Below are 22784 nucleotides of genomic sequence, written 5' to 3'. Positions count from 1 at the left end.
GCTTGAGACTTTGTACCCGTACCCTGCCTTCGGACGCCTGCATGTCAAAGTCACGCCGTTACTCCATCATCGGCCTGTGCGCCCTGTTGTCGATTGTGTTGATCACCTGGTTTTTCTCCCGCGCAACGCCCGTGGCCGTGCCCCCGGCGATTGCCCACGGTTATTCCAAGGCCTTGAAGCAGGCGCGCAACGGTGAGCCGGGCGCGGCGCGGGTGTTGTATCAACAGCTGGGGCGGCCGGACCTGTCACCTGAGCGGCGCGCTGCGCTGCATGCCGAGCTGCCCAACTACCCCAGCCCCCAGGCACTGAAACTGGCGGATAAAGACCTGGCTGATGACTCGCCAGTGGTGCGTGAAGCGGCGATCCACAGCATTGTCGGCCTGGTGCCGACCGGCCAGCGCACGTTGTTACTCGGCCCGGCGCTGGAGGATCCCGAACAGGCAGTGCGCTTTGCCGCCGCCAACGCCCTGCTCGGCCTGTCGCCGGATACCCTGGGCCTGTATTTCGGCCCGCTGCAGCAAGTGCTCGACGAATTCGCCAAAACCCTCAAGGCCCGACCCGAAACAGCCGAAGGCTGGATTCAATTGGCGCGCCTGTATATCCACAGCGCCCTGCTGCCGGACGCGCAACATGCGCTGCAGCAGGCCATGCGCTTGCAACCGGACAACCTGCAAGCGGTGGTGGCGCAGATCGAGCTGCTGGATAAACAGGGCAAGACCGACGAATCGCGCCAGCTGCTGGCGCAGCAATTGGCGGCGCACCCGGAATCGGCCTATCTGCAACATGCCTTGGGCATGTGGCTGCTGCACCATGGCGAACGCCCCTATGCCCTGCTCGGCCTGTCCAAAGCGGTAGAGCTGGAGCCGGACAATCAGGATTACCGCTACGACCTCGCCACCACATTGCACGACCAGGAGGAGCTTGAGGCGGCCCAGCGGCAGTTGGAAGACATCGTCCAGCGCCACCCGGCGAATCGAAAGGCGCGGGTGCTGCTGGTCAATTATTGGAAAGAAAGCGGCCAGTTGCAGAACGTGCAAATACTGCTTGCACAGCTGGAGCAGCAGAATCCGGATGACCCGGCGTTGCAGCAGGGGCTGTGACCACGCGCTGAAAACTTGTAAAAGTCGTCAGGTTTCTTACAAATGATTCAAAACGTTGAACCGCCACAAGCCGCTAAGGTCAAGTGAATATGGCACGCCCAACGGCGTGCCCTGAAAACGTACGTGACCTGAGGGCACTTCTTGTCTACATCAAATTCGCTTTTGAGTGAAAAGGCAGCCACCGGCATCGATGGTCTGGATGACATTCTTTCCGGGGGGCTATCGCGCAGCCATTTGTTCCTCCTGGAGGGCGAGCCCGGCACGGGTAAAACCACCGTGGCCCTGCACTTCTTGCAGGCGGGCGCGAAAAACGGTGAAAAATCGCTGTATATCACCTTGTCCGAAACCGAACGTGAGCTGCGCCAGGGTGCCAAGTCTCATGGCTGGGAACTGGACGACAACATTCACATCTTCGAATTGACCCCGCCGGAAAGCCTGCTCAACGCCGAGCACCAGCAGAGCCTGCTGTACTCCTCGGATCTGGAGCTGGGCGAAGCCACGCGGCAGATTTTCGAAGTGGTGGAACGGGTCAAGCCCACTCGTGTAGTGGTCGACAGCCTGTCCGAGATCCGCCTGTTGGCGCAAAGCTCCCTGCGCTATCGCCGGCAGATCCTGGCGATCAAGCATTACTTCGTCCGCTATGACGCCACGGTGCTGCTGCTCGACGACCTGACCACCGAGTCCCTCGACAAGACCGTGCACAGCGTGGCCCACGGCGTGATTCGCCTGGAAGAACTGACGCCCAGCTACGGTGCCGAACGTCGCCGAGTGCGGGTGGTGAAGTACCGGGGCCAGAAGTACCGTGGCGGTTTTCATGATTTCACAATCATGGGCGACGGCGTGCACGTGTTCCCGCGCCTGGTGGCGGCCGAACATCGCGGCGGCTACACGCGCCAGACCATGAGCAGCGGTATCGCCGAACTCGATGCCTTGATGGGCGGCGGCGTCGAGACCGGCTCCAGCAGCCTGATCCTTGGCCCGGCCGGCACCGGTAAATCGCTGATTTCCATGGTTTTCGCCGCTGCTGCGGTAGCGCGTGGCGAAAAAGCCGCGCTGTTCATCTTTGACGAAGAGATGGGCCTGCTGTTCGAGCGCATGAAAAACATGGGCATCGACCTGGCTGCGCTGCAAGCCACCGGTAACCTGCTGATCGAACAGGTCGACGCGGCCGAGCTGTCTCCCGGTGAATTCTCACACCGGGTACGCCGCTGCGTGGACGAAGGCGGCATCAATACCGTGGTGATTGACAGTATCAACGGCTATCAGGCGGCGATGCCGGAAGAGAACGCACTGATCCTGCATATGCACGAACTCCTTCTCTACCTCAACCGACGGGGCGCCGCGACGTTCATGACCGTCGCCCAGCATGGCCTGGTCGGCGATATGCAGACGCCCGTGGACATCACCTACCTGGCCGATACTGTGATCCTGCTGCGTTACTTCGAAGCGCTGGGCAAGGTCCGGCGGGCCATTTCCATCATCAAGAAACGCACCGGTACCCACGAATCAACGATTCGCGAATACCGCATCAGCAGTAATGGCCTGACCGTCGGCCAACCTCTGGACAATTTCCAGGGCGTGCTGCGCGGCATTCCGATTTATATGGGCGCCGGCTCGCCTCTGCTCAAGGAAGAGCAAGTGTGACGTCCCTGTCCCCGGTCTTTGAACGCGCCATTATTCTTGCGCCTTTGGGGCGCGACAGTTCATTGGCGCTGATGATGCTCAATGAAGCCGGCTACCAGGGTGTGGTCGCCAGCAATCTCACCGACTTGTGCGAGGCGCTGAACGAGGGTGCGGGCGTGCTCATTATCGCCGCCGAAGCTTTACGTGGCGTGGACATGGAACCTTTGCTTGAGTACCTGCACCGGCAACCGGCCTGGTCCGACCTGCCCATTGTGCTGATGACCCATCACGGCGGCAGCGAGCAAAATGGCTCATCGCACCTGAGCGGGCTGCTGGGCAACGTGACCTTCCTTGAGCGCCCGTTCCATCCTGTGACCCTGATCAGCCTGGTCAGTACCGCCCTGCGCGGGCGGCGGCGGCAATACGAAGCACGTGACCGCCTGCTCGACCTGGGCGCCAGTGAGTTGCGCCTGCAACGCACGCTGGAAACCCTTGAGCAGCAGGTGGAAGAGCGTACCGCGCAATTGCGCAGCAATGAAGAAGCCTTGCGCCAGTCGCAGAAAATGGAGGCCGTTGGCCAGTTGACCGGCGGCATCGCCCATGACTTCAACAATATGCTGACCGGGATCATCGGGAGCCTGGAATTGCTGCGACGACGTGTAGCGCGGGGCAAGCTGGACGATCTGGACGGCCTGATCGACCTGGGCGTCACCTCGGCCAACCGGGCCGCCGGCCTCACCCACCGCCTGCTGGCGTTCTCGCGCAGGCAGTCGCTGGACCCGAAGCCCGTGGAGATCAACCAATTGGTCACCTCCATGGGCGAATTGCTGCAACGCAGTATCAATGAAAGCATCTGCCTGCACATGCGCCTCAGCGACAGCCTGTGGACCGCCGAGGCCGACCCCAATCAACTGGAAAGCGCCCTGCTCAACCTTGTGATCAACGCACGTGATGCCATGCCCGGCGGTGGCAACCTGACCGTGGAAACCACCAACCGCCACCTCGACAGCGTATTTACCGCCGCCTATGGCACCTTGAGCCCTGGCGATTACGTGGAGTTGAGTGTCAGTGACACCGGTTGCGGCATTCCGGAAAGCGTCATGGGCCGGGTGTTCGACCCGTTCTTCACCACCAAGCCGATCGGCCAGGGCACCGGCCTGGGCTTGTCGATGATCTATGGGTTTGCCCGCCAGTCCCGTGGCCACGTCACCCTGCACAGCGAAGTCGGCATAGGCACCACCGTCAGCTTGTTCCTGCCCCGCTTTGTGGGAGAGGTCATCGCTGACGCCGTGGTAAACCCGGCCATGCTGCCATTCGCCAATGACGGTGAAACGGTGCTGATCGTTGAAGATGACCCGGCTGTACGGGTGCTCGTCAGCGCCGTATTGAAAGAGTTGGGCTATGCCTTTGTCGAAGCCGGTGACGCCACCACGGCGGTGCCGATCATCGAGTCAGAGCAGCGTATCGACCTGCTGATCAGTGATGTCGGGCTGCCCGGCATGAACGGCCGGCAATTGGCGGAAATCGGACGGCAGATCCGTCCGGACCTCAAGGTGCTGTTCATCACCGGATACGCAGAACACGCGGCTGTGCGGGGAGGTTTTCTGGACCCGGGGATGCAGTTGATTACCAAGCCGTTCACCTTTGATTTATTGACGGCAAAGGTTCGGGAAATGATCCAGGCGTAGATACCCAGCGTATCTACGCGCTGCGACGTCAGGCCAGCAAGCGCTGTATGTGCTCCTGCAGCGTATCCAGATCAAACGGCTTGGCCAGAATCGGCGCGTTGCGCGTAATCGGGCTGTTGCAATCAAGAATTTCCTGCGGGTAACCACTGATAAAGATTACTTTCAATTCCGGCCTCACCTTGAGCGCCGGCTCGGCGATCTGTACGCCGGAAATGCCGCCGGGCAGGCGGTAATCCGTGACCATCAAATCCAGGTGCGGTTTGGTCGCGAGAATTTCAAAGGCTTCTTTGCCATTGACGGCCTTCAATACCCGATAACCCAGGCCGGCCAGGTATTCACCCAGCACAAACATAATGGATTCGTCGTCTTCGACGATCAGTACGACATCTTGTGCATCTTCACTCATGGGAAGCCTATGTCCAGTCAGTAGCTGGTGTTACGACCATGGGGTCACGTAGAGGTTGCGTCCAGCTGACGATTGATTTCATGCCGTTGCCTGCAGTGGCAGACAGACCCGAAACAACGCGCCCTCGCCTATCTGGCTTTCAACCTCGATGGTGCCGCCATGGGCCGCGACGATCTGTTCGGAAATGAATAGCCCCAGTCCCAGGCCGGCCGCCGCATGGCTGACGGAAACCCGCTCGAATTGCTGGAAAATGCGCTTCTGGTTCTCCTCGCTGATGCCGATGCCATGGTCGCGCACTTCCACACAGGCCTCGCCATGTTCTGCATACACGCGCACTTCGACCGGGCTCTTGGCGCCGTAGCGCAAGGCATTGGTCAACAGGTTGGTAACGACCTGCTCGATACGAAACTCATCCCAATGGCCCTCGACCGGCCCGTCAGCCACCAGGTCCATCGACGATTCGGCGGCAGCGACCTGCGGCTCGAAGTTGTGCACCAGGTTGCGTACCAGTTGCGCCAGGTCGAAGCGCGCCGGGCGTATCGATAGCTTGCCGGTGCGGATACGCGACACGTCGAGCATGTCCTCGATCAGGCGGATCAGGCTCTTGATCTGGCGCTCATCGCGGTCGACCATCGCGTGCATCTTGTCCAGGGTGAACGCCGCCGCGTTGTCCCGGGCCAGGTGCATCTTGCGCAACTGGGTTTCCAGGATCAGCCCGTTCAGTGGCGTTCGCACTTCGTGGGCGACGATCGACATGAAGTCATCGCGCATGCGCACCGCCTGTTCCAGCTCGGCCTGGGTGGCCTGCAGGCGCGTGAGCAGCAGTTCCTGCTCGCGGCGGCTGCGCTCCAGCGCTTCGACCTGCAGCTTCATCGCCTTGCTCTGGCGGTACAGGTCAACGAATACATTGACCTTGCTCTTCACCGCGTGAATATCCAGCGGCTTGTGCAGGAAGTCCACCGCGCCGCTTTCGTAGCCCTTGAAGGCGTAATTGAGTTCGCGGCCGGCGGCGCTGACGAACACAATCGGGATGTTCTTGGTCTTTTCGGTGCCGCGCATCAGTTCGGCCAGCTCGAAACCGTTCATGCCAGGCATCTGCACGTCGAGGATCGCCATGGCGAATTCATGTTCCAGCAACAGTGACAATGCTTCGTCGGCACTCAATGCCTTGAATACCTGGCGGTCTTCGCGCTTGATCAGCGCTTCGAGGGCCAGCAGGTTTTCCGGCAGATCGTCGACGATCAGCAGTTTGGCCTGGACAGTACTTAACATGGGGAAGGTTCCAGGGAAGCCAGCAATGAGCCAATCCGGCTCAAGGAAAGAATATGGTCAGGTGTGTGCAGCGCCAGCGCCGCCAGGGGCATTACGGCAATCCGGGCCTCGGCGGGGTCTTGTACAACGGTGGTGCCGCCCGATTGCTTGACATAGGCCAACCCGCGCGCGCCGTCCTGGTTGGCGCCGGTCAGCAGGATTGCCAGCAGGCCTGTCCCGTAGGCATCGGCGGCCGAGGCGAAGAGAAAATCGATGGCCGGCCGGGAATGGTGCACGCGTTCCTCCTGGCTCATCGACAAGCTGCGATCCTCTTCCACCGACAAATGATAGCCGGGACCGGCGAAATACAGGGTGCCCGCCTCGATCGACTCCTTATCGCGCGCTTCTTTCACCGGAATGCGCAAGCGTCGCGCGAAGACGTCGGCCAACTGGCTGCGATGTTCATCCGGCAGGTGCAGCACGGCAATGATCGGCAGGCCGAATGTGTCCGGCAATTCGCCAAAAATACTCAGCAACGCCTCCACGCCGCCGGCTGAGGCGCCGACGACAATGGCTTCAATCCCGGGAATCGGGGTGCTGGCGGCATCGCTCATGATTTGCGGTAGATCCGTTCCTGTTTGACCAAGGGTTCGAATTGCTTGCTGTAGGCTGAAAAATCCAGGGTTTCCTTGCTGCCCAATACCAGGAAGCCGCGATGACACAGCGACTCATGAAACAACCCAAACGCCCTGTCTTGCAACTTTTTATTGAAATAAATCAGTACGTTGCGACATGAAATTAACTGAGTTTCTGAGAATACACTGTCGGTCGCCAAGCTATGATCGGCGAACGTGACGTTCTCGCGCAGGGTCTTGTCGAAGATCGCGTTATCGTAAGCCGCCGTGTAGTAGTCGGCAAATGAACGCTGGCCACCGGCCTGCTGATAGTTAGCCGTGTAGGCGCGCACGTTCTCCAGGGAAAAGATGCCCTGCTTGGCTTTGTCCAGCGAGGCCGGGTTGATGTCGGTGGCGTAGATGATGGTGCGTTCGAGCAAGCCCTCTTCGCGCAGCAGGATCGCCATGGAGTACACCTCCTCGCCGGTGCTGCAGCCGGCGATCCAGATCTTGATCGACGGGTAGGTCTTGAGCAACGGCACGACTTCCCGGCGAATCGCCAGAAAGTGCGACGGGTCGCGAAACATCTCGCTCACCGGGATGGTCAGGAACTGCAGCAATTGCATGAACGCGGCCGGGTCGTGCAGCACGCGCTCCTGCAGCGCGGAAATGGTCGCGCAGTCGAACTGGCGCAGGGCATGGGCCACTCGCCGCTTGACCGACGCACCGGAGTAGTCGCGAAAGTCGTAGCTGTACTTGAGGTAAATCGCCTCGATCAACAGGCGCAGCTCGATGTCGCTGCTTTTGTCCAAGAAACTTCGCTCCACTTAAATGCGTTCCATCTTGGGTAGCCACACGCGGATCAACGAGAACAGACGGTCCAGATCAATCGGTTTGGCCAGGTAATCGTTGGAACCCGCCGCCAGGCAACGCTCCTGGTCATCTTTCATGGCCTTGGCGGTGACGGCAATGATCGGCAGCTTTTTCCAGCGCGGGTCCTGACGGATCAGCGCCGTTGCTTCGTAGCCATCCATCTCCGGCATCATCACATCCATCAGTACCAGGTCGATATCATCGACCTCATTGAGCTTGTCGATGGCTTCACGACCATTGCGCCCGATCACCACCACGGCGCCTTTATGCTCCAGGGCACTGGTCAGGGCAAAGATATTGCGCACATCGTCGTCCACCAGCAGGATCTTGCGCCCTTCGAACACCTTGTCCCGGCTGCGCGCGGTCTTGAGCATCTTCTGGCGGTCATGGGACAGCTGGGATTCGACTTTGTGCAGAAAGAGTGTGACTTCATCGAGCAGGCGCTCCGGGGAACGCGCGCCCTTGATGATGATCGAGCGCGAATACTTGCGCAGCTCGGCTTCTTCGTCGCGTGTCAGGTTGCGCCCGGTATACACGATCACCGGCGGGAACGAGCAGATATCCTCGGTGGCCATGCGCTTGAGCAGCTCGTTACCGAGCATGTCCGGAAGCTTCAGGTCGATGATCATGCAGTCGTAGACATGGGTGCGCAGCAGGTCCAGCGCTGCCTGGGCGTAGCCGACATCGGTGATTTCGATGTCGTCGTCACCGATCAGGCGGGCGATGCTGTCACGTTGCAGGTCGTCGTCTTCCACCAGCAGTACCCGCTTGACCTTTTGCGTCAGCTTGGCTTCCAGGCGCGCGAACACGTCCTTGAGCTCTTCACGGGTGGTGGGTTTGACCGCGTAACCGATGGCACCCATGTGCATGGCGGCTTCGACGCGGTCTTCCACGGAGATCACATGCACCGGGATGTGCCGGGTATTGGCGTGCTCCTTGAGACGTTGCAGCACCGTCAGCCCGGAATGATCCGGCAGGCGCATGTCCAGCAGGATCGCGTCGGGGATGAATTCTTCGGCCAGGCTGTAGCCTTCGTCGGCACCGTGGGCGACCAGGCAGTTGTAGCCCAGCTCGTGGGCCAGGTCGAAGAGGATGCGCGCGAAATTCGGTTCATCTTCCACCACCAGGATGGAGCGGGTGCTGAATGGTGCTTTGTCGCGGTCATCGGCAAAGCGCGGGATCAGCTCGGCCTCGGCCACCGGCAGCGATGCTACCTTGACTGGCAAAGGCACAGGCGCCGGGGCCGCCACGGCTTGGCGTGGGGCTTCGATCGGGGCGGCATCTTCGGCGCGTTCGACATACTGTTCCGGCAATACCAGCGTGAAAATGCTGCCCTTGCCCGGTTCGCTGGTCACGCTGATGTAGCCACCCAACAAGGTCGCCAGGTCGCGAGAAATGGACAGGCCAAGGCCGGTGCCGCCGTAACGGCGATTGGTAGTGCCATCGGCCTGGCGGAAGGCTTCGAAGATGCTTTCCTGTTGATCCTGGGCGATACCTATCCCTGAATCGCGCACCGTGAAGGCAATGCCCTCCCCCGGCGCGCGGGACACCGACAGGCTGACCTGACCCTGTTCAGTGAACTTGATGGCGTTGGACAACAGGTTCTTGAGAATCTGCTCCAGACGCTGGCGGTCGGTGAACAGCAGGGACGGTGAACCTGCCTGCACATCAATCTGGAAGCCCAGATTGCGATCCCTGGCCAGCGGTTCGAACATGCCGCGCAGGCCATCCACCAGCCGCTCGACGCTGGAATTTTCCGGACGCACTTCCAACTTGCCGGCTTCAACCTTGGAAATATCCAGGATGTCGTTGATCAGATTGAGCAGGTCATTGCCGGCCGAATAGATCGACTCGGCAAATTTGACCTGTTCGGCACTGAGGTTGTCCTGGGGGTTCTCGGCCAGCAACTTGGCAAGGATCAGCGAGCTGTTGAGCGGCGTGCGCAGTTCGTGGGACATGTTGGCCAGGAATTCGGACTTGTACTTGCTGGAGCGTTGCAGCTCATCGGCGCGGTCTTCCAGTTCCAGCTGGACCCTGTTGAGCTCTATATTCTTGCGGTCCATGGCATCGCGCTGTTCGGCCAGGGTCTGGGTCTGTTCGGCCAACTGCTCGTTGGTCTGCTCAAGCTCCGCCTGCTGGGTTTCCAGGTGCGCCTGAGACTCCTTGAGGATGCGTGACTGTTCCTCCAGCTCTTCGTTGGCGGTCTTGAGTTCTTCCTGCTGCACTTGCAGCTCTTCATTGAGCTGCTGGGTCTCGGCAAGTACTTCCTGCAAACGCTGGCGATAACGTGCGGCTTCGATGGACGTACCGATATTGCTGGCGATCAGTTCCATCAGTTCGATATCGCGCTCTTCCAGCGGGCGCAGGAAACCCAGTTCGATCACACCGTTGACGCGGTCGTCATCGCTGGTCGGCACTACCAGTACGCTGCGGGTGGTGCCCTCGCCCAGCCCCGAGCTGACCTTGAAGTAGTCCACCGGTACGTCGTCCAGGCGAATCAGGCGATCGAGTTGGGCGGCCTGCCCGACAATGCCTTCGTCGCTGTAGATCGCCTGTTCCAGCTGCGACTGTTCGCGGGAAAAGCCGTACGTGGCCACCCGGCGCAGACCGCCGTGCTCTTCACGCACGTACAACGCTGCAACCGCTGAGCCCATGTATTGGGCAAAAAACTGCAGGATATTGCGGCCCAGCAGGTTCAAGGTCAGTTGGCCAAGCACCTGTTCGGCCAGTTCGGTTTGGCCATTGCGCAGCCAGGCCTGCTGCTCCAGGCGTTTGGCGATCTTCTGTTGTGACGCGAGGTTTGCGCTGTAACTATTTGAAAGTGAGAGTAAATTCTTTCTACCGATATACGCGAGAAAACCGCTTAGCCCGAGTACAAACCCCAGGTACAGCGTAACGCTGACCACCGTGGTGCGGGTGACCTCTTCGTTGCGGGTAATACGGAACTGCTGTTCCATCGCCACCGCGTCGTCATATTCCTTGCGAATCTCGTCGGTCAGGCGCTTGCCCCGGCCGGCCTTGACGGCACCGCGGAAATCGCCACTGCTGCGCTGCAGTTCAATCATCGACTGCGCGTAGTTGTTCCATTCGACTTGCAGCGCTTCCAGGCGCTTGAGGCGGTCGACCTGCTGCGGATTGTCGGCAACCAGTTCCTGCAAATTGCGCAGGTCGGCAATGATCCTTGGCTTGGCCACTTCATAGGGGTCGAGGAAATGCTCGTCACCGGTAATCAGGAAGCCGCGCATGCCGGTTTCCAGGTCCACCGTCAGTTTGGACGACTCATTGAGGTTGTTGATGACCCGGTCGGTGTGCTCCACCCACTGGATCACCGACAGCAAATAGGTGATCAGCACAACGAAAAACACCGCGCTGAGCACACCCACGCTTAGTGGCAGGGCCACGTTACGGCTCAGGAGTTTGCGGAAGCTCTTTTCATCAACTGACGACGCGGGAGTCATGGGCATGCCTTGGCCAAGTGCGGAAAACCGGAAGTTTGCCCCAAACTGACGATCAAGACCATTTTTCTGGGATGCTTTTGTACAGATTCCTACAGCGGAACAGGCTATTCTGCCTGGTCTTTTGTACTGCATTGTTTTAACGCCCTGGGAACTTGTGGATAGCCCGTGCTTACTCAAGTACAGGCCGGTCAGAATGGCCAGCGTTGAAAACTCGTCTTTTTTTGGGAAAGCCTTCTATGTCCGCAATCGCCTCCACCATCCTTGTTGTTGAAGACGACGCTATCGTGCGCATGCTGATCGTCGATGTGCTTGAGGAGTTGGAGTACTCGGTGCTTGAGGCTGCCGATGCCGCAGAGGCCCTGGCGCACGTGCAGAACACCGACCAGGTGATCGACCTGCTGATGACCGACGTCGGCCTGCCCGATATGGACGGCAAGCAACTGGCAACCCAGGTGCGCGAACTGCGCCCTGTCCTGCCCATCCTGTTCGCCAGCGGCTACGCCGAGAACATCGATGTGCCCGAAGGCATGCAGGTGATTGGCAAGCCGTTCTCGATCGACCAGTTGCGCGATAAAGTCAAATCGATGCTGGCCTGAACAACCAGCGTCCTTTCGCAGGTTTTAACGTGACGTCCGGGAAAGAAAACAGGAAACTCAGCGCCTGCATCTCCCCGTCAGTCAAAAGAACCCTGGAAGGACGCAACAACATGATTGGACAACCTGCGCGCCTGGTGTTGGCGAGCCTCTCGATACTTCTGAGCACCGGCGCCTGGGCCGACTTCACGGCCACCCCTGCCGAAGCCCGGGCCATTGCCAGGCAAGCCTACTTATATGGCTACCCCGTGGTCGAAATGTACAAGACGCTCTACACCCAGGCCGTGGACAAAGGCGGGGCCAATTTCAAGGCGCCGTTCAATCGCATCGGCAATAGCGCGCAGGTCTTCACCCCCAAGGACACCGCGTTCACGACCCCGAACGCGGACACGCCCTACTCCTTCGTCTGGATGGACCTGCGCAAGGAACCTCTGGTGCTGACCCTGCCCAAGGTCGAAGACAACCGCTACTACTCGGTGCAGTTGCTCGACCTCTATACCCAGAACATCGCCTACCTGGGCACGCGCAGCACCGGCAACAACGGCGGTCACTACATGATCGCAGGTCCCGACTGGAAGGGTCAGCAGCCGGTCGACATCGACCGTGTGGTCTACAGCGAAAGCAATATCGCCTACGCCCTGTATCGCACACAGCTGTTCGATGAAAAAGACCTGGGCAAGGTCAAGCAAATCCAGAACGGCTACAAAGTGCAGCCGCTGAGCAGCTACGTGAAACAAGCGGCCCCGGCGCAGGTGCCGAAGATCGAGTGGCCCAAGCCGATGGCAAACATGAGCGACAGTCCGCAATTGTTCCGCTACCTGAACTTCATGCTGGCCTTTGCTGCGCCACAGGACAGTGAAAAAGACCTGCTGGCACGTTTCGCCACGATCGGCATCGCCCCCGGCGCGCCTTTCAAGCTCAACCAGCTGACTGCCGAACAGCGCAAAGCGTTGGAAGACGGGATTGCCGATGGCAAGGCGGAGTTCGCCACGTTCAAGAAAGACAAGATCGATACCCATCAAGTCTCCAGCGGCGAGCTGTATGGCAGCCGTGACCGGTTGCAGAACAATTACCTGTACCGATATGCCGGCGCCAACCTGGGTATGTTCGGCAATTCCACCGACGAAGCCGTTTACTTCACCTACTTCGATGACAGCGAAGGCAAACCGGCCAACGGCGCACGCCGCAGCTACACCGTCCACTTTGCCAAGGATCAGCTGCCGCCGGCCGATGCGTTCTGGTCGCTGACCATGTACGACGCCAAGACCAAGTTGCTGGTGCCGAACCACAAGAAACGTTACCTGATCAACTCACGCATGCTGCCCGGCCTGAAACTGGACGCCGACGGCGGCCTGACCCTGGCTCTGCAGCATCATGAGCCACCGAAGGCCGAACAGAGCAACTGGCTGCCCGCTCCGACCGGGCCATTCTTCGCCGTCCTGCGTATTTACCTGCCCAAGCCTGAAGTCACCAGCGGCCAATGGAAGTTGCCGCCGTTGATGCCGCTCCAGTAACCCTGCCGGGCCCCCATGCACGGCGGGTGGCGATTCACATACGCCTCCCGCCGCGCCATGTAAGGTTCAGTGCTATTTGAGCTTCAGATAGGACTGATGCAGGTCGGACGCCCATCCATCGATAACGTTTTTAACATCGTCAGCTTTCATTACCTGAGTGTCGTTTGCCAACGGCTTTCCGGTGCCTTTGCGCACCACTTGGGCAATTACTTGGCCGCTTGCGCCATCAAGGAACTGCGCCTCCGTGCCCAAGGTGGTTTCCTGGTCGCGAATCCCGGTGCCGGTGCTGACCGCCGCAGCGACCAACGCCACGGGAATAAACTCGTAAGGCTTCAGTCCCTGGGTTTTACTGCTGACGGCCGTAATCGCTGCGCGCACCACAAATACCCCGGGGCCCGGGCCATTGGCCAGCGGCAGTGAACCGGCCAGTTCGCGCTTGAGCGCCTGGTTGTAATAGTCACTGATGCCGCGCAGGGTGCTGTCCGGAATGCGGGAGGTGGCTTCAGGCTTGGGATAGAATTGCGTGGGCTCGATGTACACCGCGTTGTAGCGGCTCAAGTCCAGTTTGGGATCGACCCAGCGCATCACCAAGGCACCGGAGGGCGATTTGGCTTCCTTGAGCCGGCTGTAGTCCGACAGAAAGCCCGAATACTCGTCCGGTTGCGTAACTTTGCTGGAACACCCCGCCATGGCGATCGAGGCGAAGCACAACGTACTGACCATTAGCCTGACTTTCATTGCTACAGCTCCCATCGTTAGGTTGAGCTGTAGGTATAGCCAATCGTGGGAAAGCAGGCGGCTTATTGCAGCCGCGAGCCCCTCAGCCGCGCTCCCGGGGGATAAGGCTCTGCAACTGCGCAGCCAGAAAATTGGCGTCGAAGCCGAAGGTATCCGGGTCTTTGAGGCCATTGGTCTTCTTCCAGAGCCAATCGTTCTTATCTGCGGGCAGTACCAGCGAGACGCTGCCGTGCCGTGCGGCCGTCAAGCCCATGACCGCTACACCAATATCCCCGTCCGGGCCCATCACGTCCGGCACGAACTCCACGCTTTTACCCGTGATCAGCACAGTCAACTTCTCGGTCTTGAACGTCGATATTTCCACTGGCACGCTCGGGCTGGAGGCGACATAGGCCTCCCGGCGCACCTCCAGCAAGCCGGCGCTCTTGACCGGTTCCAGCCACTGTTCGATGTGCTCGAACAACTCGCCCAGTTTCTGCGCCCAACGCGCCGACCGCAGATCGAATTGCTGTTTCTTATGCGCTTCGCTCTCGGCGTAATGACGAAGCATCTCGCCCAGTTGCTGTACATCGTCCATTGCGGATTTCCTTGGGTGAGTCAGGTTGCGAAGCCCGATCATGGCAGATACGGCAGCCTGGCGTACGAGTTAAAGCTGATTGCAGTGGGTTCGGCAGCAAGCAGGTCATAGGTGACGTGACGGTGTATCGAACGAAGAATGTTCCAACAGCAGGCGACGCCACTGCATTCGAAACCAAGGGGTAAATTGCGCGTGCGGCTCAGCGAGCCGGGCTGAAATTTCGGCACGGGTCAGCCACATGATTTCGCTGACCTCCTCAGGCATAGGTGAGACCACAGCGTCAGACTGAGCAACCAGCACATGACACAACTCATGCTCAGCGCCGATCGAACCAAAGCTGGCGTGGTACTCAAAACTGTAGAGCGCGCGACAGGAAGACCGGACGTCTAATTCTTCGCGCAAACGGCGAGACGCCGCATCCAGGATCGACTCACCCGGTGCCGGATGACTGCAGCAAGCATTTGACCAGTAACCGGGCCAAAGCATTTTGCCTGCTGCACGACGCTGAAGCAGATGACGCCCTTGACTGTCGATCAAATGCACCGAAAACGCACGGTGAAGCTGGCCCGCGCCCAGGTGGGCATCGCGCTTGTCGCACACCCCGACTTGTACATCTTGCGCATCGACTAACACGACATCATTGATCATTTTGTATTCCTTGTTGGTAAACGGCGGCGCCCTGCTGCTGGTCAGGGAACTTGCCCCCACGCGCTGACGAAGGTCAAAGCGGCGTCGGTGAACGCAGGGTCAGCACGCAGATTGACCATGCCATCCAGATCGTGCTGTTCCAGCAACCCGAGTTTGAGCAGCGCCGGCCCGGCTTGTGCCGTGGTAGCGGCCCAAAAGGTATCGGCGGGGCTGTTATCGCCTATACGGCCTTCAAGCGTGCGATGCCGCACGTTGGCGAGCCCGCGATCATGCAGCCGATCCGGGAGCTGGGTGGCCCACAGCATATCGGACCCAATGGACCGCTCCAGGAGGGTGATACCGGCTTGGGCCACTTTGCGAAACAGCGGGTTTGCCGTTTTCAGGCTCGGTTCAAGGCTCACATCCTCTATCACCAACCAGCCACCCGGGCGCAGCCAGGTGATGGCTCGGTTCAATAGCGCTTCACGCTCGGCGAGGTGACACAGAAGTGCCCGGGCATGCACCACGTCAAAGGACGCAGCCGGGAAATCATCTATCGCTGCATTATGGGCAAGCACCCGAATACCTGGAATATCGGCAAGGAATCGGGTGTCGATATCCGTGGCGGTGACGCTCGCTTCGGGATATCGCTGACTCAGCCAGGCGGCAAGCGATCCGGCACCGGCGCCGAGATCGAGGATGGCCGGCTTGTCTGGCAAATCCAACTGCTCAAAAACCGCTTGGCTCAACGGGTCAAACGCACACTCCAGCGTGCGCAACCGTGCCAATTGGCCGGCGTGCTGGTCAGCCAGGTAGCTGCTGGTGTAGCCGGGCTCATCGAAATCGACGGTAGTGGTCACAGTAAGACCTCCAGCCGATCCGGGCAGCGGTTGAGGAAGCCGCGCTCAACGGGCGTGAACCCCGGTGCCCAGCGTACGTTGGGGAAGGCTTGCAGCAGCATGCGGGCGCCGGTCGTGATTTCCATCCGGGCCAGCATGGAACCCAGGCAGAAGTGGCGCCCCGCGCCGAAGGCGAAATGACTGGTCGCCTGATCGGTGCGCGACATGTCAAAGCTATCCGGGTGACTGAATTGGTCCGGATCACGGTTGGCCGAACCGATAAGACAGGCCAGCGTCGCCCCGGAGGGGATCGTTCCCGAGGGCAACTGCAGCGGTTCACGGGCCTCCCGCAGTACGAGCTGTAGGGGCGGATTGCGGCGCAGGGTTTCGGCCAGGGCATTATCCATCAGCTCTGGATTGGCGATCACCGCCGCCTTGACGCCAGGCTCGCTCAGCAGGTTGACCATCAGGTTGGCCAGGGCACCGTGGCTGGTTTCGCTGCCCGCCGTCATCAGGATCGCGCAGTAAGCCCGCACGAACGTCTCGGACAACGGCTGACCATCAATCCGCGCCGCCAACAGCTGGGAGATCAGATCATCTGCCGGTTCGGCGCGCCGAGCGTCGATGTGTGGCTGGATAAAGTCGTAGAAACTGTCTCGGTTGGATAACCCACCGGTCAGCAGTGCCGGGTCCTGTCGATAGTTGCCCATGTAGGCGAAGCCGATGGCACACCATCGCTTCAACCGCTCCACTTCTTCGCAGGTTTGTGCCGGGAGGCCCAGCGCATGCGCCATCACCCGTACCGGCAGTGCTGCGGTGAAATCGGCGATAAGGTCAACCTGAGGTCGGCCGTGCATGCGCGCCAGCAGGTCTGTGGTTACCGAAGTGACGGATGCTTGCAGCGCGGCGAGGGCCTTGCCACGAAACGAAGGGCTGAGCAATGCGCGGTGCTGGGCATGTTCACACCCGTCCATGGTGACAATGGTGTGACCCAGCAGCGGTCCGATCTGCCAATTGTAGTTATTGTTGCTGACGCCCGGATGGGTCAGGGCCGCTTTGACATCCACATGCCGGCTGACCAGCCACACGTCGGTGGGTTCGTCGTAGGCGATCGGCAACCGGGTACGCAATTGCTCATACAACGGGTATGGGTCGAGTTCGAACTGCCGGGATTTCAGTGTCGGAGGGGTAAGTTCAAGGTCCACCTGCCGATGGTTCCGTGCCTCCAAATCGGCGGCGTGCAGGTGATAGCGAGAGACGCTGCGGTGCCAGTCACCTGCCGCCCGGACAACCTGGCGCAGCCGGTCCGGGTCGGTCGCCGCGCCTGGCGGGTGACTGGCACACCGGGCGGCGACCGCAGTGAACTGCGCCACTGCCGTGTTCACCATCTGGTGGGCGGATTCGAGCGCGGCGGGCCAATCCATGCCGGCGGCGTCCGCAAGGATCGACACCAGGTTGAAGCGCTCACCGCACACCACGTCTTTGGCGATCGAATGAATGTCGTTTGTCCAGGCAATGAGATCGGCAGCGTGCTCGCGCAAGGTGTTCCACGCTTGAGCCTGCGCGGCAGACGCGTACGGGTCGAGGGTTTCGGCTCCGTCAATGAGGTCAAAGAAGAACAGTGCGCCGAACGAATCCCGGCGCAATGGCAGGTATTGGGTCAATGTGAGCGCCGTGTCGTTCTCCCGCACCCGTACCAGCGTGGCCTGCGCGCGCAAATGCCGAATCAGATGTCGCACAAGCCGGTCCCGCCAACGATCGTCTCCCCAGCAGCGGGTGCGAGGCCAGAGATCATCGACCAGAACCACGAGCATCGGGTCCTCGAATCGGCTGCTTTCGCCTGATTGACCGGCGCCCTCGGTCAAGGCCTGTACCGAAGTGATGAACTGCTCCAACGCCCCGTTTTCCGCCCAGGGACCATCATCGATACGGTCATCCAGCGTAAGCGCCCACAGGTACCAGCACACCAGGACCTCGGCTCGATGCGTGGGCGCCCTGCCGCATAGCGCCACTCCCAGATCGAGCAGCGCCGTGGTGCTCAACCGGTGCGCACCACGGCGGCCGATCAAGCCGTATCGCTGCGCCCAGGCAAGTGCATGGGCGCGCAACCGTTCGTGGTCGGAGCGAGGTGTCGGCGCGGCGAAAGGAAACTGAAGCTCGGGGATAGTGAGGAGCTGCGACGGAAGATGATCACTCGGGTTGGGGCCGGGGTCCCCCTCGCGGTGTGGCGGTGCCATGCTGGACTCCTCTTGGATGAGCGTTCAATAGGATCGGACCTTATCGAAAATCAACCAATCAGGATGCCGGGAGTGTCTGATCATCCCCTAGGCAAAGGTAGCTCTGTGAGGTAGGAAAAAAGAACTTCCACCGACAGACTGCGGTCAACGCACTCCTCGTTGGCAGCGATTTTGTCTTGAAGCGAGAGACGGTTAACGTTGCGCACACTCAACGTATGCCGACTGTGGTCAGAAAAAAGCTGAGCAACGTCATTGCAGTCTCCCGTTCTGCGCTCAGGGCATATTAACGGTGTTCTCGCTGAGAAATATCTGAGCGGGCAACTTGAAGCTCCTCAACTTGAGCAACGCCAGCGGCCCCGCATCCAGCTCGGTGCGCAGGTGCCAGACCAGGCTCAAGCCATCGGGCGCCTTGAGCACCATGCGGTAGCGGCTGTCACCGTCGTCCAATGGCGTGACCTGGGCTTTTTCCAACAGGCGGATCAAGCCCCAGGTACCGGAATAATCACCGAACAGCCGCTCGCCGGTATGTACGCTGGTCCAACTGAGGCTCACGCCGGGATAGTCACTACGCCCCGGCCAGTTGAAACGCTGCCAGCTCTCCTTCTGGTTGAAGTACTGGTGCTTGTCGCCGTTGAGGATGAAGGTGGTTTGCACCACATCGCGTACCGGTTTGCCTTGCAGCTCAAAGCTCAACCCCATACCGCCATCGGTGTAGAGCACATCGGCCAGGTCGCTGAGCTGGTTGATGGCGCTCAGAAATTGCGGGTTGAAGCGCAGCCCTTGGCTATGGCGCGGATCAGCCACCCACCGGCTGCCCTCCTTGCGCAACACGCCGCTCAATTGCCGCTGCAAAAACTGCTCGATGCGGCCGGAGTCTGCGCGGATCATCTGGCCCAGCATCGGTAAGGACGCATCGCTGGCAGTGGCTGTAAACGGGTAGCGGCTGGCGAAAGCATCGTCCCAATGGCTGACAATCGAGCGTCGCCACTGGCTGTTGATCCCAGCGGCAGACGGTTGCAAAACGCGTTGCCAGGCGTGTTCCAGTGGTTGCACGAACAGCGTCTGCGCCGCCCCGCCCCACTCGGCCCCCAGGCTGGCGGCCATCAGGCTGCCGTAGGATTGAGTGTCGGTCAGGTCGATGCTCTTGCCTTGAAACACGGTTTGCGCCAGTGCCTGGGTCATTTCCAGCGGATCGGCCGCCGTGCTGACCTGCTGCAACTTGAGGCGGACCCGTGTTACCCGTGTGAGGAATGCCTGGAGGGTCAAGCCATCTGTGCTGTTCTTGCCCTCCGGGCCTTTGCCCAGCAGCGCCAGCAACGGGCCGAAGGTTGCATCCAAGGGACTGCTGGGCAAGTGGCCTAGCTGGTCGATCACCGGGGCCTTGTCGCGCCCGATCAGCTTTTGCGCGGACGTCACCAGTGAATCGCCCAGGGCTTGAGTTCGGGCACCGGCCTGCCCTTGGTAGGCCAACGTGTTCATCAGCGCAATCAGCGGCGACTGGCGCACATCACTCATCAGCGTCAATTGGTCAATCACTTCGGCGAGGCTCCCGGCCTGCTGCCAGCGCAGGCTGTTGAGCAGATCCAGCCAGGCACTGGCGTAGTCCTGGAAGTACCGTTCGGTGAGCCGCTCGCGGAGCTGGTGCGGGCTCAAGCGGGTGTCGATGTCGGCGGGCTTGTCGCTGAGTACCCAGTCGATTTCCTCACGGCGGGCCTCGGCGATCTCGTCGATGGCTTGGCGCACCTGGCCCTCCCAGGCCTGACGAGTGAATACGCCCGGCACGCTGGCATCGGTGGAGAACAGGGCCAGGGCATCGGTGTCACCCACCAGTTGGTGAAGGCCTAGCTCCGGGTAGTGATTGGCGGCGTCATCAAGCAACTGTTGATACAGGCTGGCCTCGGCGTTGCGTTGGCCCAACTGGCCGAGCAGCACCTGCCGGACTTGCGCGACCAACCTGGGGTCGGTCTCGATGCGCCAGGCCGGGTTTGCGGTCAGGTGTTCGCCATAGAACCGCCACAGGTTGGGTGCCAGGCTTTGCCAAAGCCCAGGTGATATGCCTGTGCGTGTAGGCTCAACGTCGCTCAGGGTTGTGACCAGGAGACTGGCATCGGCTTTTTCCGGGCGCGCCATCATCAAATAGGCTTTGAGCTGGGCGTAGGCCTCTTGGGCACGTTCAGCACGCTCGGGGTTGTCCGGGGCCAGCCTGACCAGCGCGTTGAGCTGTCGGCGCAGCGTGGCGGCGGCCGGGTCGCGGATCAGGCGGTTGTTGGCCTCGACATAACGTGGCCACAGGGTTTCGAGCAGTGCTGGATTGTGGTTCAAGCCAAAGCGCTGGTACCACGGAGCGCCGCTCTGGGCGCGATCATCCAGGCGCGCCAGTTCGCGGACCAACTCATTGAGGGCCTGGAGTTGTTCGTCACCTTGCGAGGAGTGTTGCAGGGCGGTAAGTGAGGTGTGTATCTGAGCGATCTGCGCGCGGTTGCTGACAAACGACAGTAACAATCCCGCGCCCCATAACGTCGCCAAACCCAGTACTAACGCATAACCGACTCGCGGCACGCTCCAGCCCAGCCGACGGCCATTGGTGTTATCGCCGAGTATGCCGTTCCACACCGGGGCAACCGACCAGTCATGTTGCTTGTCATGCGGCGAGCGCTGTACCAGCAGGCTGAACCACAACCCACGCAATGGCACGCCACGGGAGAACTCACCGGCCAGGGTCGCCAGCGAGTGACGCCAACGGGCAATGCCCTCGCCGTTCAAATCACGGGACAGGCGCAGCAGGAAGTCATGCTTCATCACGGCGTTCATCTGCGCCAGGCCCTCGCGACGCAGAGGCTCCAGCAAACGCGCCAGGGAGGTTTCCAATGCCGCCGCCGTGAAGCGCTCGGGCAACGGGCAGCCCACCGGCTGCGCCTTGCGAGTGTCTTGCGACCATGCACTGTCGCAGACTTGCCACAGGTACAACGGCAACTGCCAGTGCAAGTCACGGGCGAGGCGCTGCAGCTGGCGTACACCTTTGCCCAATGCGACATCGTCGGCGGCCTGGGTTATGTTCAACGCCCAAACGACCCCGTCCAGCGCACGCCAGCGGCTCAGCCCAGCCCATTGTGTCGGTAATGATTGAGCCAGTACGGTTTGGGCGCTGCCGCCCCATAGCAGGACTGTGCCTTGGCCTTCAAGCCAGAATTGCCCGGCCAGGGTTGGGGCGATGGCTTCGATTTCAGCGGGTTCGCCGACCACTAGCAACAGGCGAACTTTGCGGCGCCAGAAGAAACCGTAGTGGTTGCGCAGATGGTCGCGTAGCTCTCCTGCCTTTGACGTGTCCGGCGGTTCGGGCGCCGGTTTCAATTGCGCGGTCGGCGTTTTGGCAACCGGCCCCACGACCCGCAACGCCTGGGCCACCGCCAAACGCTTCCAAGCCAACAGAATGACCGGGCAGAGCCAGCAGAGCGCGAACCACACGCCCAGCCCCCACAACGCCAGTTGCTTAGCGGGCATTTTCGGCCAGCCCAAATAACCGGCGCACAAGCCATACAGCAGGCCACCGAGCAGCACCAGCAGCGTCATGATGAGCACATAGCCCAACCCCACCCGAATCAAAGAGCCCCTACCCACGTCCTTAACTATTGCCATGAGGTACCGCCACTCCAATCGCCAATCGTTTGTTTCCATCCTGGCTGAGCCAACCACACGGCTGACCCGCCTCCCCCGCTTGCAGCAATGCCAGGGACATCCCAATAAACGGCGCCAGGTCCGCCAGCACGCCCCACTGGCCTATCAGTTGGTGCTCGACCGCCGACCAACCGCCTTGCACAAAAGCTTGCTGACTGGTGACATCCAATGCCAGGCAATGGGTCGGCGGTGTTTCCAATCCCGCGTAGCGCTGCAGCTGTGCACACAGCTCGGCAGGCGATTCGTCCGCCCGGTATTCACCGCGATGCAACAACTGCCGGCCCTGTCGGCTTACCCGCCAGAGGAAGCCAGCTTCACCCGGTGGTTCGCTCTCTTCAGTGCTCTCTACCGACACTACCCCCGCGCACAAAAGCCAATCGTCCTCGCCACGGCAATCGCTGTGAAAGGCATCGATCAACTCGTCCAGATCAGTCAGGTTCTGTAAAGCCAAACGGGCCTCGGGTAATACCACGCCAGTCCGTAAGAGCGTCTCCACGAAAGCAGCTTCGCTGCTCTGGGTCCCAACCCAGGCAATTGCCCGCAGTTGCGGCCAGCACTCCGATAACCCAGGGAGTGCCAGGGTTAAACGGGCGAGATGCCGGGCCAGCGCAGGCTCACGCTCGGTGGGCACGCTCAGCGACAACGGGCAACGCAGCATGGGCTGCGTAACCCCCCGTATCAGCAAAGGTATCGCCAGCGGGGTGTCTTTCATCAAGTTCAGATAATGCGTTTGCACGTTGCCCGCAGGGCCCAGCAACAACACGTCCTGCACCGGCAAGCCAAGACAACGTTGCTGCCACCACGCGTGGGTGGCAACCTCCAGGGTGCGCAGATACACCTTGCGGTTGAACAGTTCGATTTGCCACACCAACACACGTACCGCCAGCAGCAGCGCCCAGCACAGCGGCAGCACCGCACTCCAGAGCCACAATTCCAGACGCGGCTGCTCCCTGGGCCACAGCAACAACGAG

Annotated in this window: 17 protein-coding genes; 5 read left to right on the top strand and 12 right to left on the bottom strand. The window is 60.6% G+C overall.

All coding sequences use genetic code 11. The annotated features are described in order from the left end of the window. Positions 1–41 precede the first annotated feature (41 nt). From PspCFBP13528_RS22525 to PspCFBP13528_RS22515, 3 genes are all read left to right on the top strand, one after another. On the top strand, positions 42–1100 hold the full coding sequence (locus PspCFBP13528_RS22525; protein WP_101220647.1) for a tetratricopeptide repeat protein: 1059 nt from the start codon (positions 42–44) through the stop codon (positions 1098–1100). A 141-nt stretch (positions 1101–1241) separates the two neighbouring features. After that, positions 1242–2744, top strand: coding sequence for an ATPase domain-containing protein (locus tag PspCFBP13528_RS22520; RefSeq protein ID WP_137201545.1), 1503 nt, complete (start codon positions 1242–1244; stop codon positions 2742–2744). Next, a complete protein-coding gene (locus PspCFBP13528_RS22515; RefSeq protein ID WP_065953574.1) occupies positions 2741–4411 on the top strand; it encodes a response regulator in 1671 nt (556 codons plus the stop codon). Before PspCFBP13528_RS22520 ends, PspCFBP13528_RS22515 begins: the two co-directional genes overlap by 4 nt. Before the next feature lie 28 nt (positions 4412–4439). Here PspCFBP13528_RS22515 and PspCFBP13528_RS22510 read toward each other — a convergent pair whose 3' ends face one another. The 5 genes from PspCFBP13528_RS22510 to PspCFBP13528_RS22490 form a co-directional block, all read right to left on the bottom strand. Then, on the bottom strand, positions 4440–4817 hold the full coding sequence (locus PspCFBP13528_RS22510) for a response regulator (RefSeq protein WP_017528049.1): 378 nt from the start codon (positions 4815–4817) through the stop codon (positions 4440–4442). 78 nt (positions 4818–4895) lie between these two features. Beyond that, positions 4896–6089, bottom strand: coding sequence for a hybrid sensor histidine kinase/response regulator (locus PspCFBP13528_RS22505; RefSeq protein WP_101220648.1), 1194 nt, complete (start codon positions 6087–6089; stop codon positions 4896–4898). After that, the gene (locus PspCFBP13528_RS22500) at positions 6083–6682 is read right to left on the bottom strand and encodes a chemotaxis protein CheB (protein ID WP_137201544.1); all 600 of its coding nucleotides are present in this window, start codon (positions 6680–6682) and stop codon (positions 6083–6085) included. Before PspCFBP13528_RS22500 ends, PspCFBP13528_RS22505 begins: the two co-directional genes overlap by 7 nt. Beyond that, on the bottom strand, positions 6679–7494 hold the full coding sequence (locus PspCFBP13528_RS22495) for a protein-glutamate O-methyltransferase CheR (RefSeq protein ID WP_065953592.1): 816 nt from the start codon (positions 7492–7494) through the stop codon (positions 6679–6681). The genes PspCFBP13528_RS22500 and PspCFBP13528_RS22495 overlap by 4 nt, the downstream gene beginning before the upstream one ends. Before the next feature lie 15 nt (positions 7495–7509). After that, positions 7510–11013, bottom strand: a complete 3504-nt coding sequence (locus PspCFBP13528_RS22490) for a response regulator (protein WP_137201543.1) — start codon at positions 11011–11013, stop codon at positions 7510–7512. 236 nt (positions 11014–11249) lie between these two features. Here PspCFBP13528_RS22490 and PspCFBP13528_RS22485 point away from each other — a divergent pair, with 236 nt between their 5' ends. Continuing rightward, the gene (locus PspCFBP13528_RS22485) at positions 11250–11609 is read left to right on the top strand and encodes a response regulator (protein WP_065953577.1); all 360 of its coding nucleotides are present in this window, start codon (positions 11250–11252) and stop codon (positions 11607–11609) included. Between the two features lie 110 nt (positions 11610–11719). Next, positions 11720–13120, top strand: a complete 1401-nt coding sequence (locus tag PspCFBP13528_RS22480; protein WP_065953578.1) for a DUF1254 domain-containing protein — start codon at positions 11720–11722, stop codon at positions 13118–13120. Between the two features lie 72 nt (positions 13121–13192). Here the strand turns inward: PspCFBP13528_RS22480 and PspCFBP13528_RS22475 are convergent, their stop codons facing one another. The 7 genes from PspCFBP13528_RS22475 to PspCFBP13528_RS22445 form a co-directional block, all read right to left on the bottom strand. Continuing rightward, positions 13193–13858 carry a DUF3313 domain-containing protein gene (locus PspCFBP13528_RS22475; protein ID WP_065953579.1) on the bottom strand — a complete coding sequence of 222 codons (666 nt, stop codon included), beginning with the start codon at positions 13856–13858 and terminating at the stop codon, positions 13193–13195. 82 nt (positions 13859–13940) lie between these two features. Further along, on the bottom strand, positions 13941–14435 hold the full coding sequence (locus PspCFBP13528_RS22470; RefSeq protein ID WP_101220650.1) for a hypothetical protein: 495 nt from the start codon (positions 14433–14435) through the stop codon (positions 13941–13943). Between the two features lie 105 nt (positions 14436–14540). After that, positions 14541–15083, bottom strand: a complete 543-nt coding sequence (idi, locus tag PspCFBP13528_RS22465) for an isopentenyl-diphosphate Delta-isomerase (RefSeq protein ID WP_137201542.1) — start codon at positions 15081–15083, stop codon at positions 14541–14543. Between the two features lie 41 nt (positions 15084–15124). Beyond that, positions 15125–15922: a class I SAM-dependent methyltransferase gene (locus PspCFBP13528_RS22460; protein WP_137201541.1), complete on the bottom strand. Its 798-nt coding sequence runs from the start codon at positions 15920–15922 to the stop codon at positions 15125–15127. Then, positions 15919–17868, bottom strand: coding sequence for a cytochrome P450 (locus PspCFBP13528_RS22455; protein ID WP_241669134.1), 1950 nt, complete (start codon positions 17866–17868; stop codon positions 15919–15921). Before PspCFBP13528_RS22455 ends, PspCFBP13528_RS22460 begins: the two co-directional genes overlap by 4 nt. A gap of 543 nt (positions 17869–18411) precedes the next feature. Continuing rightward, on the bottom strand, positions 18412–21774 hold the full coding sequence (locus PspCFBP13528_RS22450) for an ImcF-related family protein (protein ID WP_137201539.1): 3363 nt from the start codon (positions 21772–21774) through the stop codon (positions 18412–18414). Then, the gene (locus PspCFBP13528_RS22445; RefSeq protein ID WP_137201561.1) at positions 21761–22744 is read right to left on the bottom strand and encodes a hypothetical protein; all 984 of its coding nucleotides are present in this window, start codon (positions 22742–22744) and stop codon (positions 21761–21763) included. The genes PspCFBP13528_RS22450 and PspCFBP13528_RS22445 overlap by 14 nt, the downstream gene beginning before the upstream one ends. Positions 22745–22784 lie beyond the last annotated feature (40 nt).

Origin of the sequence: Pseudomonas sp. CFBP13528, from assembly GCF_005233615.1 — a bacterium.
Taxonomy (GTDB): Bacteria; Pseudomonadota; Gammaproteobacteria; order Pseudomonadales; family Pseudomonadaceae; genus Aquipseudomonas; species Aquipseudomonas fluorescens_AM.
The sequence above is the reverse complement of the archived record's forward strand: the minus strand, read 5'-3'. Positions and strand labels throughout refer to the sequence as shown.

Coding starts and splice junctions, on each gene's coding strand:
- PspCFBP13528_RS22525 (WP_101220647.1), top strand. CDS start 42: ATGTCAAAGTCACGCCGTTACTCCATCATCGGCCTGTGCGCCCTGTTG.
- PspCFBP13528_RS22510 (WP_017528049.1), bottom strand. CDS start 4,817: ATGAGTGAAGATGCACAAGATGTCGTACTGATCGTCGAAGACGACGAA.
- PspCFBP13528_RS22505 (WP_101220648.1), bottom strand. CDS start 6,089: ATGTTAAGTACTGTCCAGGCCAAACTGCTGATCGTCGACGATCTGCCG.
- PspCFBP13528_RS22500 (WP_137201544.1), bottom strand. CDS start 6,682: ATGAGCGATGCCGCCAGCACCCCGATTCCCGGGATTGAAGCCATTGTC.
- PspCFBP13528_RS22490 (WP_137201543.1), bottom strand. CDS start 11,013: ATGACTCCCGCGTCGTCAGTTGATGAAAAGAGCTTCCGCAAACTCCTG.
- PspCFBP13528_RS22485 (WP_065953577.1), top strand. CDS start 11,250: ATGTCCGCAATCGCCTCCACCATCCTTGTTGTTGAAGACGACGCTATC.
- PspCFBP13528_RS22480 (WP_065953578.1), top strand. CDS start 11,720: ATGATTGGACAACCTGCGCGCCTGGTGTTGGCGAGCCTCTCGATACTT.
- PspCFBP13528_RS22475 (WP_065953579.1), bottom strand. CDS start 13,858: ATGAAAGTCAGGCTAATGGTCAGTACGTTGTGCTTCGCCTCGATCGCC.
- PspCFBP13528_RS22470 (WP_101220650.1), bottom strand. CDS start 14,435: ATGGACGATGTACAGCAACTGGGCGAGATGCTTCGTCATTACGCCGAG.
- idi (WP_137201542.1), bottom strand. CDS start 15,083: ATGATCAATGATGTCGTGTTAGTCGATGCGCAAGATGTACAAGTCGGG.
- PspCFBP13528_RS22450 (WP_137201539.1), bottom strand. CDS start 21,774: ATGGCAATAGTTAAGGACGTGGGTAGGGGCTCTTTGATTCGGGTGGGG.